This is a genomic window from Nonomuraea sp. NPDC048826 (genome assembly GCF_043198225.1).
Taxonomy (GTDB): domain Bacteria; phylum Actinomycetota; class Actinomycetes; order Streptosporangiales; family Streptosporangiaceae; genus Nonomuraea.
Genome location: NZ_JBICUQ010000002.1, coordinates 297417 through 312654 on the forward strand (window position 1 = coordinate 297417; position 15238 = coordinate 312654).

Below are 15238 nucleotides of genomic sequence, written 5' to 3' on the forward strand. Positions count from 1 at the left end.
GTGTGACATGAGAAGGTTGATCGTCATCCTGGCCGCCGCGGCCGCGCTGATCGCGGGCGCGCCCCCGGCTGTCGCGTCCGGCGGATGGGCGCTGACGTACCTCGATCCGGTGCCGTCCGAGCTGACCCCCGGCACCTCGTACACGATCGGGTTCTGGGTCCTGCAGCACGGCACCCACCCGTTCGAGGGCGAGCTGGGCCCGACCGGGCTGCGGCTGACCGCCGCCGACGGAGAGGTGACCGACTTCCCCGGGACCCCGCTGCCCGAGCCCGGCCACTACGCGGCCGCCGTCAACCTGCCCAAGGGCGCCTACAAGCTGACCGGCGTGCAGGGACTCTTCCAGCCGTACGAGATCGGGACCCTGAACGTGCCGGGCGGCGTCAAGATCAACCCGCTGGACCCGGAACTGGCCGCGGCGCTGCGGCAGCCGTCGCAGGACTACTGGGGCGTCATCCGGCCGCCGGGCATCCCCGACCTGAAGGGCGTCCCGGACGTCGAGCTCCCCGCCGTGCCGAGCTCCGCCCCCGTCGCCACCGCCACCGTCACCGCCGCTCCGGCCGCCGCCCCCGCCGCCGCCCCGGCCGCGACGACCGGCGGGCTGCCCCCGTACACGCTGCTGCTCGCCGCGGCGGGCGGGGCGCTGCTCGCGCTGGCCGCGCTGCGGCTGCCGCGGCGCGGCCGGGAGCCGGACCCGGAGCCGCCCGCGGACGGCACGGCGGACACCATCGTCATCGGCGGGCAGGCCGCGCCGCCCCGGTGATCGCGGGCGGCGGGCGCGTGTCCGGCTGCGGACACGCGCCCGCCGCCACCTCGGACACAAGCCCGGACGGCGGTGGACAGATCTTGTCAGGGCGGCGGCGGTCTGAGAGATTGCACCTACTTTTCTCAGCTCCGGAGGTCACGCGTGCCACCATTACGCCCGGCCCTCATCGCCGCCGCCCTCATCGTGGGAACGGCCACCCCCGTCCAGGCGGCCCCCGGCCCCGAGATCACCGTCGAGAACGGCCGCACCCAGCCGGTCTTCTCCTACGCCGACGCCATCCGTGAGCACGTGTACGTCGAGTCCACCGTCGACAGCGACGCCGACGGCAGGCTCGACCGGGTGCGTGTCGACATCATCAGGCCCAAGGAGTCCGGCCCCGGTCTCAAGGTGCCCGTCATCATCGACGAGAGCCCCTACTACGACAACTCCGGGCGCGGCAACGAGGGCGAGCGGAAGGTCTACGACGACGCCGGCAACGTCGTGAAGTTCCCCCTCTTCTACGACAACTACTTCGTGCCCCGCGGCTACGCCGTGCTCAACGTCGACATGCTCGGCACCACCCGCTCCGACGGCTGCCCCGACATCGGCGGCAAGGCCGACGTGCTGGGCGGCAAGGCCGTCATCGACTGGCTCAACGGCCGTGCCAAGGCCTACCGCTCCGACGGCAGCCCCGTCGCCGCCGACTGGACCACCGGCAAGTCGGCCATGATCGGCAAATCGTACGACGGCACGCTCGCCAACGCCGTCGCCGCCACCGGCGTGCGCGGCCTGGAGACGATCGTGCCCATCTCCGCGATCAGCTCCTGGTACAAGTACCAGCGCTCCAACGGCGTCGTCTACAACTACGACTACGCCTCCTGGCTGGCCAACTACGTCGACACCGACCCCGAGCCCAAGTGCCAGGCGGTGCGCGACCGGATGGACGCCGAGGACGGCGACGACACCGGCAACTACAACGCCTTCTGGGCCGAGCGCGACTACATCCGCGGCCTGCTCGGCGACGTCTCCAAGGTACGGGCGAGCGTGTTCGTCGCGCACACCGTCAACGACCTCAACGTCAAGCCCGACAACTTCTCCGCCTGGTGGGAGGCCCTGGCCAAGCGCGGCGTGCCGCGCAAGATCTGGGTCGGCCAGACCCAGCACGTCGACCCGTTCGACTTCGAGGGCCGCCGCGGGCTCTGGGTCGACACGCTGCACCGGTGGTTCGACCACTGGCTCCTCGGCGTGCGCAACGGGATCATGCACGAGCCCCGCGCCGACGTGGAGGTCGGCCCCGCCCGGTGGATCACCGAGCGCGACTGGCCGGCGCCCCGCGGGCACAAGCTGACCCTGCGCCCCGCCGCCGACGGCTCGCTCCGCCTGCTGCCCGGCCGGAAGGCGACCGCGAGCTTCACCGACGTGGCCATGACCGAGTCCGACATGGTGTCCGACGTCGGCACCGCCAAGCCGGGCCGGATCGCGTACACCACCGGCGAGCTGCCGCTCGACCTGCGCCTGTCCGGGGTCCCGGTGGCCGACCTGCGGGTCAAGCTCGACCGGCCCACCGCCAACCTGACCGCGCTGCTCGTCGACTTCGGCGACGACACCCGCGTCGACTGGCGCCGCGGCCAGGGCATCACCACCCTCACCGAGGAGGACTGCTGGGGCGACAGCACCGCCGCCGACGACGGCTGCTACCGGAAGGTCGTCACCAACACCGTCAACCGGCCCGTGGAGATCGTCGCGCGCGGCTGGATCGACGTGCAGAACCGCCTCTCGCTCAGCCGCTCCACGCCGCTGCCCGTCGGCGCGTACGGGAGCGTCAAGTGGGAGACCCTGCCGCAGGACTACATCTTCAAGAAGGGGCACCGGATCGGGCTGGTGATCGCGGGCACCGACGCGACCTACACCGGCGAGACGGGCACCGGCGCGGCCGTCACCGTCGACCTGTCCAGGAGCTCCATCGCGTTCCCGGTCGTCCTCGGGACGCCGCTGGAGAGCGTGCCGCAGGACACGGCGCGGTTCGTCGGGCCGCGTGAGCTGACCCTGCCGGAGCCGGATCGGGAGTTCTCGTTCTTCTGACCTGACCTGCTCCGGTGATCGGGCCTTGGGCGTGCTGCCGCCCAAGGCCCTTTCGTGTGTGCATCTTCGTCGTGGTCAATCACGTGTTCGTGGGCAGTTGCTCCAATAGCCGCCTCCGTCGCTGTCGGGGATCAGGGCGCCTCTGTCGCTGATGACGGTCCACGACACCATGAGGGTGAGCGTGCCGTCGGCGGTCGTGGTCTCGCCGCCGGCCGTGGCGGTGCCCGTCCAGTGGACGGTGATGACACCGGACTCGGTGACGGGAGGTCCCGCGCAGCCCGGCCGGGCGGCCGGGGCGCGGACGGTGAAGGTGTTGCCGGATACGGCGATGCCGTTCGAGCCGGAGAACGAGGTGACGCGGCAGTCGCCGGTGCAGGCCAGCTTGAACGTCCCGGTCCGCCGCTCGCCCAGCCGCACTGACGCGGGGGAGATCGAGGCCACGGGCGGCGCCGGGCCCTGGGCGATCGCGGGCTCGCGGGCGTCCGCCGCCGTACCGGCGGGGGCCGGGCTCGTCCAGGGGTCGCCGGCCCCCTGGGAAGGCGCCTGGGAGGGAGCCGCGGGCGTGCTCGCGGGCACGGCCGGGACCTGGCGCTGGCGGTTCTGGACCCCGGCCCACACCAGGCCCGCCACCAGCATCACGACCCCGACGATCAGCGCGGCCCTGACGAGCCACTGCAGGGAGATCCGCGCCTCCGGGTCGTCCTCGTCCGGCCGCTCCCGCCAGAACTCGTCCCACGTCTCCCCGCCCGCCCCGGCGGGGGCCTCGGCGGGGCGGGGGGCGGCGGGCGGGGGCGAGAAGACCAGCTTGTCGCCGTACTGGGTCACCGGCGTCCGGCCGCTCCGCCATCCGGGATCGAGCGATCGCAGCGGCCCGTGCGGCTGCGGCAGGTCGTCGCCGCGCCGCGGCATCGGCACGCTGATCCGACCGCCGGGTGCGCCCGCGCGCCACCGGACGGGCGTCTCGTCGCCGTTCGTGCCGGTGGTCCAGCGGTCATCGATGTCCTGGCCGCCTCCGGGGGCTTCTCGCTTCTCCTTCGCGCCGTTCGCGTCCGTCCGCGCGCCCCAGTGGGGCGGGGCGCTCTTGGGAACGGGACGCTCCTGCTCAGGCAGGTCCGGCTCCTGGCCGGGGTGGTCCTGGCCGGGACGGTCCTGGCCGGGACGGTCCTGGCCGGGGTGGTCCTGCCCGAGACGGTCCTGGCCGGAGCGGTCCTGCCCGGGACGGTCCTGCCCGGGACGGTCCTGGCCGGAGCGGTCCTTGCCGGGGTGGTCCTGCGGCCGGGGCGGGACGCGCATCGGGGGGAAGTCGCCGCGTTTGCGGTACGGGATCGTGTCGCCCGAGGAGGAGTCGCCCGCGGTGGTGCCGGTGGGCACCAGGCGCTCGCCCGTCTGGTGCACCCCGCGCAGCAGCGCCTCGGCGGTGCCCGGCGGGGCGGTCGGCCCCCGCCGCGCCCGGCCGGGGGAGTCCGGCTCGGGCGGGCCCGCACCGGAGGGTTCCTGGCCGGCGGCGGCCGCGCCCGCCGCCGGCCAGGCCTTTCCCCTGGTCTCCGTCGTGGGGCCGGGGACCAGGGAGATCAGCGCGGGCGGCGGCTCCATCAGGTCGCTCGCCTGCGCCGGGAATCCGTCGGAGCGCCACGCCGCCGGATCTCCCGGCAGCGGATCACCCCAGGCGGGTTGGTCGCGTAACGTTTCAGGGATCTCGGCCAGCGGCAGGCCGAGCAGCAGCACGCCGGCCCGCACGTCCTCGCGCGGCACCGACCGGCAGGCCTGGCAGGAGCGGATGTGCCGGGCGATCCGGGTGCGGTTGCGCCGGCCCGGCGCCTTCGCCCAGTCCGTCACCCGCACCGCCAGCCGCGGGCACCCGTCGCGGGTCCGCGCGGCGCGCACCGCCGCGATCCACTCCTCGATCCGGTCGGCCGCCTCCGCGATCATGGTGTTGACCTCGATCGCCTCGACGTCGAAGATCGCGGCGATCTCCGCGCTCGCCAGCTCGTGCCGCACCGACAGGTCGAGCAGCTCACGGTGCGGGGCGTCGAGCGCGCGCAGCGCCTCGGGCACCAGGTCCGGCGCCTCCGGCCGGGTCCATGAGCCGGTGCTGGCCGGCCTGGTGGCGGCGACGGCCGCGCGATGACACCGCGCGAGCGCGTACAGCCAGGGACGCGTCAGCTTCGAATCGGTCAGCCGCTCCCCGTGCACGTGCGCCGACAGCAGCGCCCCCGCGACGGCGAGCTCGGCGTCGGACGCCGACAGCCCCGTGCGGCAGTAGTCGTAGAGGTGCCTCCCATGCTGCTCGCACAGCCTGCCGATGGCCTCGCGCGCCTCGTTGGACAGCGTCCGCCACATGATCGACTACTCCTCCAGCTAGCACGGCGTCCCTCGCCCGGCCCCTGGGTACGTCAGGGCCCGTCAAACGGCCTCCGGCGGGGTGGATTCGGGGTCGCCGGCGCCGGATCGGGTACCGTCCACGCCGGCCGCAGGCGTGGTGCCGGCGACCCCCGTCCAGTGAGCCGGGAAGGCGGCGCTCATGACGCCCTCCCGTGCGCGGCCGCCCGCGGCGACCGGTTCAGCGTGACCGGGCGGCCCGTCGCCCGCGACAGCGCCCACCACGCGCTGCACAGGTTCGAGGTCAGCAGGGTCCGGTCGTTGCCCGCGCCGAGCGTGCCCAGCACCGGCAGCGTCGCCATCCCGCTGCAGGCGAACAGCAGCACCGCGTCGGTCGGCAGGTCCGCCTGCTTCACCTGGTCGACCAGCTCGGACGGCGTGATGTCGTACGGGGAGAAACCGCCCTGCGCCCGCACCGGCACCACCCCGGCGATGCGCATGCCCGCCGCCTTCCAGAACCGCTCGGCCAGCTCCGTCAGCCACGGCTGGTAGGGGGAGACGATGTGCACCTCCTCCACCCCGAGATGCCCGATCGCCTCCATGATGGCCACCGTCGCGGTCGCGAACGGCACCCCGAACCGCTCACCCATCCGCTCGCACTCGTCCAGGTCCTCGTCCGGGTCGAGCAGGTAGCGCGAGCCGTCGCAGGCCATGACGAGCGCGTCGAGCGGCAGGTCGCCGAACGAGCAGGCCATCGCGGGCAGCGTCGCGTTGTAGCTCTCCAGCCGCTCCGCCATCGCCAGGCCGGGCCGTACCGGGAACCGGCTGACGTGCATGTCCGCGCGTGAGCCGAGCAGCCGGGTCAGCTCGGGCTCCGCCGACGGGTTGGCGGGCGGCACCAGCACGCCCACCCTGCCGCGGTTCATGCCGTCCTCCCACCGGGTTCCTCGGGCGGCACGTCCGGCTTCCGGTCCGGGACGCCGTCGATCGAGGCGAGCGCCCGCCGGGACACGTGCCGGACGCGGTGCGGCCGGTGCGCCGTCCTCGCGGAGCTCTGATCGGCCGGCCGGGTCCCGCGCACGGGAACACCATGGTGCCGCGGGCCGCGGACCTCGTCGGTGAGCATGATCACTCCTGTCCATGGGGGTTGCCCCAAGGGGCTGGCACGTCCTTGATCCCGAGGCGGACCAGCTCGCGATCAGCCTGGCCGCGTACCTCGGTGAAACTGGCCCGGAGCTCCAGCAGGAGCCCGCGGAGCGACTCGGCCTCCTGCTGCGCCGCGCGCAGAGAGGCCCGTACGGTGCGGTGCCGCCGCGCCGCGGCCCACCGCCACGCGGTCGCGGCCGTCAGCAGGACGGCCACCGCGAGACAGGCGAGCAGGACGGCGTCCGATCCCTCGGCGGCCGGACCCGGGACGCCGCTCGTGGTCAGGACCGTCGCGCCCGCGATCCCGGCCGCGGCCCCCACCAGGCGGGCCGTGTCGACCGCGGCCACCCCGGCCGCGAGGTTCGCGCGCCCGGTCGCCGCGGCGCCGATCGTGAGCGCGCCGGTGGTCAGCGCGCCCAGCCCGGCCCCGGCCAGCAGGGCGCCGGCGAGGATCCAGGGGAGCGGGTACGGACGGGCGAGCAGCAGCGCGCACCCGGAGCCGAGCGCCACGGCCCCGCCGAGCACCACCCCGTTCGCCCCGAACCGCCGCGCCGCCCGGGCCGCCAGCGGTGCCGCCACCGCCAGCGCCGCCACGACCGGCACCAGCCAGAGCCATCCCGGGGTGCCTGCTCGATGCCACCCTTCGCCGCCGGTCGCGTGGCCGTGCAGGACGACGCCGGCGGAGCCCGCGTCGGCCGAGGGAGGCATGGTGGCGGCGACGTAGGCGGGGGCGGCCGACAGGAGGGCGAAGAAGGCGGCCCCGCACACCCCGGACGCCACGACCGCCCACCCGAGCCCGGCCCGCGAGCCCGCCGCCGTCACCGGAGCACCACCGGCCCGATGGCGGCCATCACCGCGGGGGCTGTCGTCGGTCGGCGTGCTTCTGAGGGAAGGCCGCAGGATCAGCGTCGCCGCGAGGAGCAGTGCCGCCGCTGCCGCGCAGCCCAGCGTCGCCCCGGACGTCCAGCCCCACACGCCACCCCTGGCCAGGGTCAGCACCGCCGCCGCGATCCCCGCCGCGAGGAGGATCGGCCGCACCGCGGAGCCGCGCACCGGATTCCCGAGCGAGCGCGGCAACGCCGGCGCGAACAGCAGCAGCACCGCCGCCACCGCCGCGCCCGGCAGGAACAGCCCCCGCCACCCGAACATCGCCAGCAGCCACCCGCTGCCCGCCTGCATCCCCAGCACCCCGGCCCCGCAGGCCACGGTCCACAGCGCCACCCCGCCGGCCCGGCGCCGCTCCGGCAGCGCCGCGAGCAGCATCGCCAGCGCGGCCGGGACCATCAGCCCCACGCCCGCGCCCTGGCCCAGCCGAGCCCCGACGAGCACCGGCCACGACGGTGCGACGATCACCGCCGAGGCGCCCAGCACGTACAGGGCCAGCCCCACGGCCAGCACCCCTCGCCGCCCGGCCAGATCGGCCAGCCGCCCGGCGACGGCCAGCAGCGCCGCCGCGGCGACCAGGTTCACGGTGCCCGCCCACGCCACCTCCGCCGGCGGAAGCGCCACCGCCAGCGGATCGAGGTCCAGCACCGGCGCCGCCAGCGTCCCCGCCATCCAGTCGCCCATGACGACGACAGCCACCCCGGCGGCCACCACCCGCAACCCCACACGCCCGCCGGCCCCCCGACCCCCACGCCCCCGCACAGCGTCCACGTCGCCCAGACCCGCACCCGCCCGACGCCGCCTCACGACCCCGTCCGGACGCACGTCAGCGCCACCCGGGTCCGCGTCCGTCCGGCGTCGGTCCGCGCCCGTGCCACCCGGGCTGCCGTCGGTTCCGCGGCGCCACGCGTCTGTGCCGCCCGAGGTCGCGCCCGTGCCACCCGGGTTGCCGTCGGTTCCGCGGCGCCACGCGTCTGTGCCGCCCGAGGTCGTGTCCGTGGTGGCCGTGCCTCGGGAGGGGGTGGGGTTCCAGGCTTGGGGGGTCGTGGGGGCGGGGTGGCTCCTCCGGTCAGGGATGGGGTCGGCTCCGTACGGGCGCGTGGCCGGAAGGGGCGACGGCGGGGCGTCCGCGTCAGGGGCCCACGGGGAGCCGCCCGGCGGCCGGGGACGGCGCGCGGGGGTACCGGCCGGGCCGGGGGCCGGGCCGGGTGGGTGGTGCGCCGGAGGGCGGGTCATCGTGGCGACGGCGCGCAGTCAGGAAGGGGAGGGTTGACGTCCGGCGAGAGGCCGGGCGGCCGGTTGGGCACGCTGGCCGCGACCACGCGCTCCGACAGGCACGTCGTGACTCGGGGCGGACGGGCGCGCGGCGGCACCCGGCCACCGGCGACCGCGGTCGCCACCCGGACGGCCAGCGACAGGTGTTCGGCGCAGCGCCGCCGCACCTTGGTCTCCAGGCCGACCACCTGGGCCAGCCGGAGCCGCAGCGGCTCCAGGGTGGCGGTGCGCTGCAGGCCGTCGAGGTCCTGGAGGCGGTCCGGCCAGCGCAGGTCGTCGCGCAGCCGCGCCTCGACCTCGGCGACGATGTCCCCGGCCTCCTGGCCTTCCTGGCGCAGCCGGGTGGCGATGGTGACCGCCATGAAGACGGTCAGGTCGTAGTCGGCGAGCCGGCCGGCGAGCGCGGCGGCGAGCACCTGGACGCGGTGCGTCAGGCCGTCGGCGCTCCAGCCGAGCACGAGCAGCCGGTCCGCGGCCGGCTCGACGTGCCAGCCCGCGAGGCGCAGCTCACGGGCCATCCGGTGGTACAGGCTCCAACTGTCCTCGTCGCCGTCCATCCAGATCTGGACACCGCCGAAGGGCAGGTCTGACACGTGCACCGGTGTCCCAGTGGGCGCTGATCTCGCGCAGATGCGCTGGATCACCCGCTCCTGCACTGGTGAAACCGGGGTTCTGGTGAACCAGGGACTGACCTGGTGATCGATGGTCACGTCCGGCCACCTCCCTGCCGAGCGACTCCCGAGAGCAGTCCGGCTGTCAGGTAACAGTTTCCACGTGTCGTACGATACTGGCTAGATGCGGGATAGTGTGTCAACTCTCAGTTTTCGTGCAAAGAAGATGCCCCGAGTGCGGGAAGAGTGGCCGGCCCGGTCAGGAAGTCCCGCGGAGGGCTGGGCCTACGCTTGATCGCGTACGACAGGCAGCAGGAGGCATGCGTGGCGAAGTTCGCCGAGCGACTCGACCTGGCGCTGGCAAAGCGTGGTTTCACCGGGGCTCAGGTCGCCGCCGCGCTCACCGAGGCCGGCATCCCCATCACCCGCGCGTACGTCAGCCAGTTGCGCACGGGCAAACAGGCCAACCCCACTCTCCAGGTGCTGCGGGCGCTGGCCGCCTGCCTCCAGGTGAGCGTGGGCTGGCTGGTGGGTGAGGACCATGTCGAGGCCGGCACGGTCGAGGACCTTCAGCTCCGGGCGGCCGGCATCGGCCTGTCCGCGTCCGGGCTCTCCGAGAGCTCGCTGGCGGTGCTGCGCGGGGTGATCGAGCTGGCCCGCAAGGCGGAGGACCTGCCCGCGGACCCGGAGCCCGCCATGGAGATCCCCGAGGCGGCCGCGCCGCTGGACGAGCCCATGCGCCGCGCGCTGGGCGAGCGGCTCCACTCGCTCCGCCTGGCCGCGCAGCTCTCGCCGGAGAAGGTGGAGGCGGTCCTCGGCAAGGGCGCCGTCGCGGTCGAGGCGGTCGAGGCGGGCCGGATAGCCCCCGCCCCCGCCACGGTCGAGCGCCTGCTGACGCTGTACGGCGTGACCGCCATGCCCGCCCGCGAGTACGTCCTCTCCATCGCGCGCGGCGAGCGCGAGCTCGAATGGTACGACTCGAGCACGTTCCCGGTATGGCTGGCCACGACCTGTTCCATCGACAGCCGGGCCTCAGTGATCCGCACCTATCACACCCATTTCGTCCCCCCGCTGCTGCAGACCGAGGACTACGCGCTCGCGGCGATCGCGGCGGCCGACATGGGCTCGTTCCGGCACACCACGGCCGACTCGGCGGTCGACATCCTGGCGGCCCGTCAGCGACTCATCCTGGGGCCGAAGGGTCCTGTCGTATGGGCGGTCATGGACGAGGGCGTGCTCTTCCGTTCGATCACCGAGCCGCCCGTGCTGCTCGATCAGCTCGACCGGTTGATCGATTTCGCCAAGCGCCCCAATATCTCCCTGCACATCGTGCCGATGGAAGATCCGGCGTACGTCCCGCGTACCGGTCCGTTCACTCTCTGGCGCTTCGACGAGGCGTTCGAGCCCGACATCGCGTGCGCGCACGCGCTGGAGGCGGACGAGCTGATCACCGACGCCGTCCAGGTCGAGGCCTACCACCAGGCCTTCACCAAGCTGTCGGTGACCACGACCACCCGCGAAGAGACCCTTGACCTGCTGTGCACACATCGTGAAAGGCTTTCGCGTTCGGTCGGGAATTGATCGTTCTCATACACCCGATAGAACAAGAGGGCATAAATCCCAAAAAATCTCGGCCTGGGTGCTTGGATAAAGGGATTTTTGAATCATTATGAATTTGGGCAACCGAGTGGGGTCAGCAACCGGAACTTTCCCAACAGAAAGTGGCGAGGGGAAAGGGGCGACACCCTATGCGCCAGCGGGCTATCCGAAATCTGGCCAATCTCGACACCACCCATGCACGGGTCACCCGCATACTCGACGCCGCGACAGGAGGAAAGAACAACTTCAGAGCCGACAGGGAGGCGGTCAACCGCTATGACGTGGCCGCCGAGATCACCACTGCTGCCGCACAAGCCATTCTGGGGTATTTAACCAGGGTCGTACGCCACCTGGCGCTGGAGGGCGTCGACCAGTTCCTCATCGTGGGCAGCGGGGTGCCGAGCGGCCTGCCACCGGGCCGCCGGCTGCACGACATCGCACGCGACACGCCGCGCACGGCGTCCGCCCGGGTCGTGTACATCGAGAACGACCCGATGGTGCTCGCCAACGCGCAAGCCACCATCGAGCCGATCACCGATCTCGTGCGGGTGGTCGAGGGCGACATCCCGCAGATCGACGAGATCCTGGAAGACCGTGTCGTGCGCACGTTCGTGGACTGGAACCGGCCGATGGCCTGGGTCGTGGTCTCGGGCCACAACGTGAGCGACGACGAGCAGGCCCGTCACGTCATCAAGCGGTTGCGGGAGAACGCGCCGCGGGGCAGCTATCTGGCCCTGCTGCAGACCACGTTCGACGGCATACCGCGGGAGTTGCTGCCGGCGATCAACGATCTGCTGGCGATGACGCTGCCGGGACACGCGGTTCGTACACGCGCGGAGATGGAGTCCTTGCTGGAAGGGCTGGAACTGCTGGAACCGGGGCTGGTGTGGGTCCCGGAATGGCGGCCGGACGGCGACGACGACGCCTGTGCCGACCAGCCCGGCAGTTCGGGCAACTACGGGGCGGTGGCGCGGCTGCCGTGACCCGCGGGACGACGCCGCCCGGGCCGAGGGCGCCTCCCCCGGCCCGGGGCGGCGACGTCCGCGTGCGGTCACACGGAAGCTCCAGGCGCCCGCTTGTCAGTCCCACCAGAAGGACCACGCGTGCGCGCCGACGAGTTGCCCGGCGTACCCGTGCAGATCGCCCGCCCCCTGCAACACGTTGTCCGGGCAGAACGTCCAGTGCTCGGCGGCCACGTGCAGCGCGTGCTCCAGGTCGGCCGGCGGCGCGGCCACGCTGATCTCCAGCGTGTTGAAGCCGACGCCGACCACCCGCGCCCCGAAGCGGTCCTCCCAGCTGCGCACCACGGCGGCCAGTGGCACCATCCACTCGTTGTGGTGCAGCGCGCCCTGCCAGCCCATGACGGCCAGCGCGTCGGCGCTCCGCTCCGCGGCCACGAGCCCCAGCGGCATGCCCCTGGCCGCCAGCTCGCCCGCGTACCACCCGGCCACCGCGTCCGCCTCGGCGACCGGCCGGCCGGGAGGCGCGAGGCCGGGACAGATCGCCCCGAACGGCTCCAATTCGGCCAGGGCGTCGGCTGGCATCTGCGACACCCATTCCTGCCACACCTCCGCCATGAACCCCTCGGCGGTGAAGTGGTCGATCTGCACCGGATCGTCCGGCACGACCTGCCCCACCGACCACGGCTGCGCCGACTCGTCCAGCATGACCGGCCACAGGCCGCTGCGCGGGTGCTCGGCCAGGAAGCGTCGCCAGTCGTCGCCCGTCACGGGCTCGTCGCTCATCCAGAACGCGGGCCGGACAGGCTCACCCTGGCCGGTGTAGCCCGGGTCGGGCCAGATCACCTCGCCCTCGGGCAGCCCGATCGACAGGCCGCGCCCCCTGCCGCCGTCGGCGAACAGCCGGGACAGCTCGCCCGGCAGCCGATGATCGTTCATGCCCTACCATTCCGAGACGGAATCCTGCCTCCGAGATGGTAGTGCCGCCACTCGCTTCAGGACTTTTGTCCTGGCCAATCCCGTATCCAGGAAGTCCACCGCACCACACGCGCCCCTGGGCCGGAGTCCCGTGATCGACCACGATGGCCCCCGTGACGACCTTCGACGCCATCCTGTGCGACCTCGACGGCGTGCTGCGCCAGTTCGACCACGCGGTCCAGGCCGACATCGAGGCCCGCTACGGCCTTCCGCTCAGAGCCACCGCCTTCGACCCCGCGATCATCACACCGGCGACGCTCGGCCACATCACGACAGCGCAGCGGGGCGACTCGATCATCACCGCGCTGGGCGGAAGCGAGGCCGCGAGGAAGGCGGTCGCGGAGTTCAAGGCCGTCCCGTTCCGGGTGGACGAGGAGGTGCGGGCGCTGCCGGCCGCGACCCGGGGACGGATGCCCCCGGTGCTCGTCACCAACGCCATGGACGACCCTCGCCGCCGTGCTGCCGGCGCCGTGACCCCCGGTTCCCGGCACGGCTCTCGACCGCCGTGCCGGAAAGGGTGCCGGGCCCGTCAGTAGCCCTGGTACGGCGACTTCGACTGGTTGTCGCCGCGGCGCGAGGTGGACGTCGGCGTGGGCGACGGCGCCGCGCCTTTCGTCCCCGCGGGACGGATCACGCCGAGCACGCCGTGCTTGCCGCCGTCCGAGCCGGCCGAGAACCACAGCGTGTTCTCGCCGCCGGTGGCGGCCGTACCGGGCTCCAGGTCCCAGAGGCCGGGCAGGCTGATCGGCCGGTTGTTCGCCGAACGCAGGGCGCCCAGGTGACGGTTGCCGCGGTAGGCGTGGATGGTGCCGTCGCCGAAGTTGCCGACCAGCAGCGCTCCCGCGTACTTGCCCATGCCGCGCGGCGCCTGCGTGACCGCCCACGGGGCGTTCAGGCCGACCCGGGCGATGCGGCCGGTCAGGCGGCCGTCGAGGGTGAAGCGGCTGACCCAGCCCTTGCCGTTGCCGGCGACGGACTTCCCGGTCTGCGCGTCGCGCAGGGCGTAGGCCACGTAGACGCTCCCGTTCACGACGGACACGTTGAACGGGTGGTACTTGTCCGGCAGCGCACGGTCCCTGAACTGCGAGCGCGACAGCCTGACGCGCCGGAAGTCCTCGTCGAAGGCGTGCAGGCGACCGCCCGCGAAGTCGGCGGCCAGCAGGAAGTCGCCGTCGTCCGTCTGGGCCAGGGCCAGGCCCTTGTAGTCGGCGCCGCGGGTGAACGCGCCGATGATCGCGTTCTTCGGGTCGACCTCGGCGTTCCAGCCGGTGATCGCGCCGCTCGGGCTGGAGAAGATGAAGGTGGCGGGCTTGCCCTTGACGGTGAAGCCGTCACCGGCGTTGAACACCTGGCCCGTCGGGGCGCCGCCGGGGATGACGACCTCGGTCTGCTCCTTCTTGCCCTGGCCGGAGTAGACGGTGGCGGAGCCGGTGCCGGCGTTGGAGACCCACAAGGTCTTGCCCATGGCCAGCCCCCACGGGTTGACCAGCTTGGGGTCGGTGACGGCCGCCTTCCCGCGGACATCGGACACCAGGTTGACGACGTCGAACCGGTTCCTCTTCGGGGTGGCCTGAGCGGGGACGGTGAGAGTGGCTGCCGTCGAGACCGCGACAGCGCAGGCCGTGATGATGCGTAACCGCATCCGTGCCTCCTTGTTAGCGCTTGTGACGCGAGATACGCGAGAGCCGGGACCCGGGTTCATTACCGTGTTTCCGCGCTGTCTGAAGGGGAGTGGAGAGAGATGGACGCGTTGGGCATCGACATCGGCGGTTCCGGCATCAAGGGCGCACCCGTGGACGTGCGCGCCGGGGAGCTGAGCGCGGAGCGGCTGCGGGTCGTCACGCCGCGCCCGGCCGAGCCTGGCCCGGTCGCCGACGCGGTGGCGGGGATCGTGCGGCATTTCGGCTGGACGGGCCCGGTCGGCGTGACGTTCCCCGGGGTGGTCGTGGACGGCGTGGTGAGGACCGCGGCCAACATGCACGAGGCGTGGGTGGGGGTGGACGCGGGCGCGCTGTTCGGCGGCGCGACCGTGCTCAACGACGCCGACGCGGCGGGCACGGCCGAGATGACGTACGGCAAGGGGCGGGGGCAGCGCGGCGTGGTGCTCATGCTGACGTTCGGCACCGGGATCGGCAGCGCGCTGTTCGTCGACGGCGTGCTCGTGCCCAACACCGAGCTGGGCCACCTGAAGCTGCACGGGGCCGACGCCGAGCACCGCGCCTCCGACCGGGCCCGCGAGGAGCACGACCTGAGCTGGCCCGACTGGGCGGCGCGGGTCGAGGAGTATCTCAGGCACGTCGAGATGCTGTTCACCCCGTCGCTGATCGTCATCGGCGGCGGCGTGAGCAAGAAGGCCGACAAGTTCCTGCCGCACATCCACCTCGACACGCCCGTGATCCCGGCGGCCCTGCGCAATCAGGCGGGCATCATCGGCGCCGCACGGTCCGCCGTGCACGGGGAGTGACGGCCGGACCACCTGGATCGCCAAAACGTGACCCTTCCTCATGGCAACCGTTCGGCGTTCCGCGGAGTCTCATTGAATGACCGTGGTCGCCCACGATGCAACTCTGGGGAGAGTGGGCCGGTCGCGGGCGATCACGGTCGCCGATTTTGAGATGCGCGCGACGCGCCCGTCGGGCACG

13 protein-coding genes are annotated in these 15238 nt (G+C 73.1%); 6 read left to right on the top strand and 7 right to left on the bottom strand.

Annotation, left to right across the window (positions count from 1 at the left end):
* The first annotated feature begins 7 nt into the window (after positions 1–7).
* Entirely contained in the window at positions 8–760 is a 753-nt protein-coding gene (locus tag ACGFI7_RS07135) for a hypothetical protein (RefSeq protein WP_393400258.1), read from the top strand.
* A 144-nt stretch (positions 761–904) separates the two neighbouring features.
* On the top strand, positions 905–2824 hold the full coding sequence (locus tag ACGFI7_RS07140) for a Xaa-Pro dipeptidyl-peptidase (protein ID WP_393400260.1): 1920 nt from the start codon (positions 905–907) through the stop codon (positions 2822–2824).
* A gap of 75 nt (positions 2825–2899) precedes the next feature.
* Here the strand turns inward: ACGFI7_RS07140 and ACGFI7_RS07145 are convergent, their stop codons facing one another.
* The 5 genes from ACGFI7_RS07145 to ACGFI7_RS07165 all read right to left on the bottom strand — a co-directional run bounded on the left by ACGFI7_RS07145 (position 2900) and on the right by ACGFI7_RS07165 (position 9042).
* Positions 2900–5164, bottom strand: a complete 2265-nt coding sequence (locus ACGFI7_RS07145; protein ID WP_393400263.1) for a hypothetical protein — start codon at positions 5162–5164, stop codon at positions 2900–2902.
* Positions 5165–5343: 179 nt separating this feature from the next.
* Complete coding sequence (locus ACGFI7_RS07150) at positions 5344–6069, bottom strand: hypothetical protein (RefSeq protein ID WP_393400265.1); 726 nt, start codon at positions 6067–6069, stop codon at positions 5344–5346.
* On the bottom strand, positions 6066–6269 hold the full coding sequence (locus tag ACGFI7_RS07155; RefSeq protein ID WP_393400267.1) for a hypothetical protein: 204 nt from the start codon (positions 6267–6269) through the stop codon (positions 6066–6068). Before ACGFI7_RS07155 ends, ACGFI7_RS07150 begins: the two co-directional genes overlap by 4 nt.
* Before the next feature lie 2 nt (positions 6270–6271).
* On the bottom strand, positions 6272–7873 hold the full coding sequence (locus ACGFI7_RS07160) for an MFS transporter (protein ID WP_393400270.1): 1602 nt from the start codon (positions 7871–7873) through the stop codon (positions 6272–6274).
* 533 nt (positions 7874–8406) lie between these two features.
* Complete coding sequence (locus ACGFI7_RS07165) at positions 8407–9042, bottom strand: hypothetical protein (protein ID WP_393400272.1); 636 nt, start codon at positions 9040–9042, stop codon at positions 8407–8409.
* Positions 9043–9384: 342 nt separating this feature from the next.
* Between ACGFI7_RS07165 and ACGFI7_RS07170 the strand changes: the two genes are divergently transcribed.
* Positions 9385–10641 carry a Scr1 family TA system antitoxin-like transcriptional regulator gene (locus tag ACGFI7_RS07170; protein WP_393400275.1) on the top strand — a complete coding sequence of 419 codons (1257 nt, stop codon included), beginning with the start codon at positions 9385–9387 and terminating at the stop codon, positions 10639–10641.
* 167 nt (positions 10642–10808) lie between these two features.
* Positions 10809–11642, top strand: a complete 834-nt coding sequence (locus ACGFI7_RS07175) for an SAM-dependent methyltransferase (protein WP_393400278.1) — start codon at positions 10809–10811, stop codon at positions 11640–11642.
* A 96-nt stretch (positions 11643–11738) separates the two neighbouring features.
* On the opposite strand, the gene ACGFI7_RS07180 is transcribed toward ACGFI7_RS07175, so the two are convergent.
* Complete coding sequence (locus tag ACGFI7_RS07180) at positions 11739–12557, bottom strand: DUF4253 domain-containing protein (RefSeq protein ID WP_393400281.1); 819 nt, start codon at positions 12555–12557, stop codon at positions 11739–11741.
* A gap of 152 nt (positions 12558–12709) precedes the next feature.
* Between ACGFI7_RS07180 and ACGFI7_RS07185 the strand changes: the two genes are divergently transcribed.
* The gene (locus tag ACGFI7_RS07185) at positions 12710–13132 is read left to right on the top strand and encodes a hypothetical protein (protein WP_393400283.1); all 423 of its coding nucleotides are present in this window, start codon (positions 12710–12712) and stop codon (positions 13130–13132) included.
* On the opposite strand, the gene ACGFI7_RS07190 is transcribed toward ACGFI7_RS07185, so the two are convergent.
* Positions 13126–14238, bottom strand: coding sequence for a TIGR03118 family protein (locus ACGFI7_RS07190; protein ID WP_393400285.1), 1113 nt, complete (start codon positions 14236–14238; stop codon positions 13126–13128). The genes ACGFI7_RS07185 and ACGFI7_RS07190 overlap by 7 nt on opposite strands.
* Positions 14239–14337: 99 nt before the next feature.
* On the opposite strand from ACGFI7_RS07190, the gene ppgK reads away from it, so the two are divergent.
* A complete protein-coding gene (ppgK, locus tag ACGFI7_RS07195) occupies positions 14338–15060 on the top strand; it encodes a polyphosphate--glucose phosphotransferase (protein ID WP_393400288.1) in 723 nt (240 codons plus the stop codon).
* Positions 15061–15238: the final 178 nt, after the last annotated feature.

What these genes read in the sequence shown, in the direction of transcription:
- ACGFI7_RS07155 (WP_393400267.1), bottom strand. Translation starts at nt 6,269, where the DNA reads ATGCTCACCGACGAGGTCCGCGGCCCGCGGCACCATGGTGTTCCCGTG.
- ACGFI7_RS07135 (WP_393400258.1), top strand. Translation starts at nt 8, where the DNA reads ATGAGAAGGTTGATCGTCATCCTGGCCGCCGCGGCCGCGCTGATCGCG.
- ACGFI7_RS07145 (WP_393400263.1), bottom strand. Translation starts at nt 5,164, where the DNA reads ATGTGGCGGACGCTGTCCAACGAGGCGCGCGAGGCCATCGGCAGGCTG.
- ACGFI7_RS07175 (WP_393400278.1), top strand. Translation starts at nt 10,809, where the DNA reads ATGCGCCAGCGGGCTATCCGAAATCTGGCCAATCTCGACACCACCCAT.
- ppgK (WP_393400288.1), top strand. Translation starts at nt 14,338, where the DNA reads ATGGACGCGTTGGGCATCGACATCGGCGGTTCCGGCATCAAGGGCGCA.
- ACGFI7_RS07180 (WP_393400281.1), bottom strand. Translation starts at nt 12,557, where the DNA reads ATGAACGATCATCGGCTGCCGGGCGAGCTGTCCCGGCTGTTCGCCGAC.
- ACGFI7_RS07190 (WP_393400285.1), bottom strand. Translation starts at nt 14,238, where the DNA reads ATGCGGTTACGCATCATCACGGCCTGCGCTGTCGCGGTCTCGACGGCA.
- ACGFI7_RS07150 (WP_393400265.1), bottom strand. Translation starts at nt 6,069, where the DNA reads ATGAACCGCGGCAGGGTGGGCGTGCTGGTGCCGCCCGCCAACCCGTCG.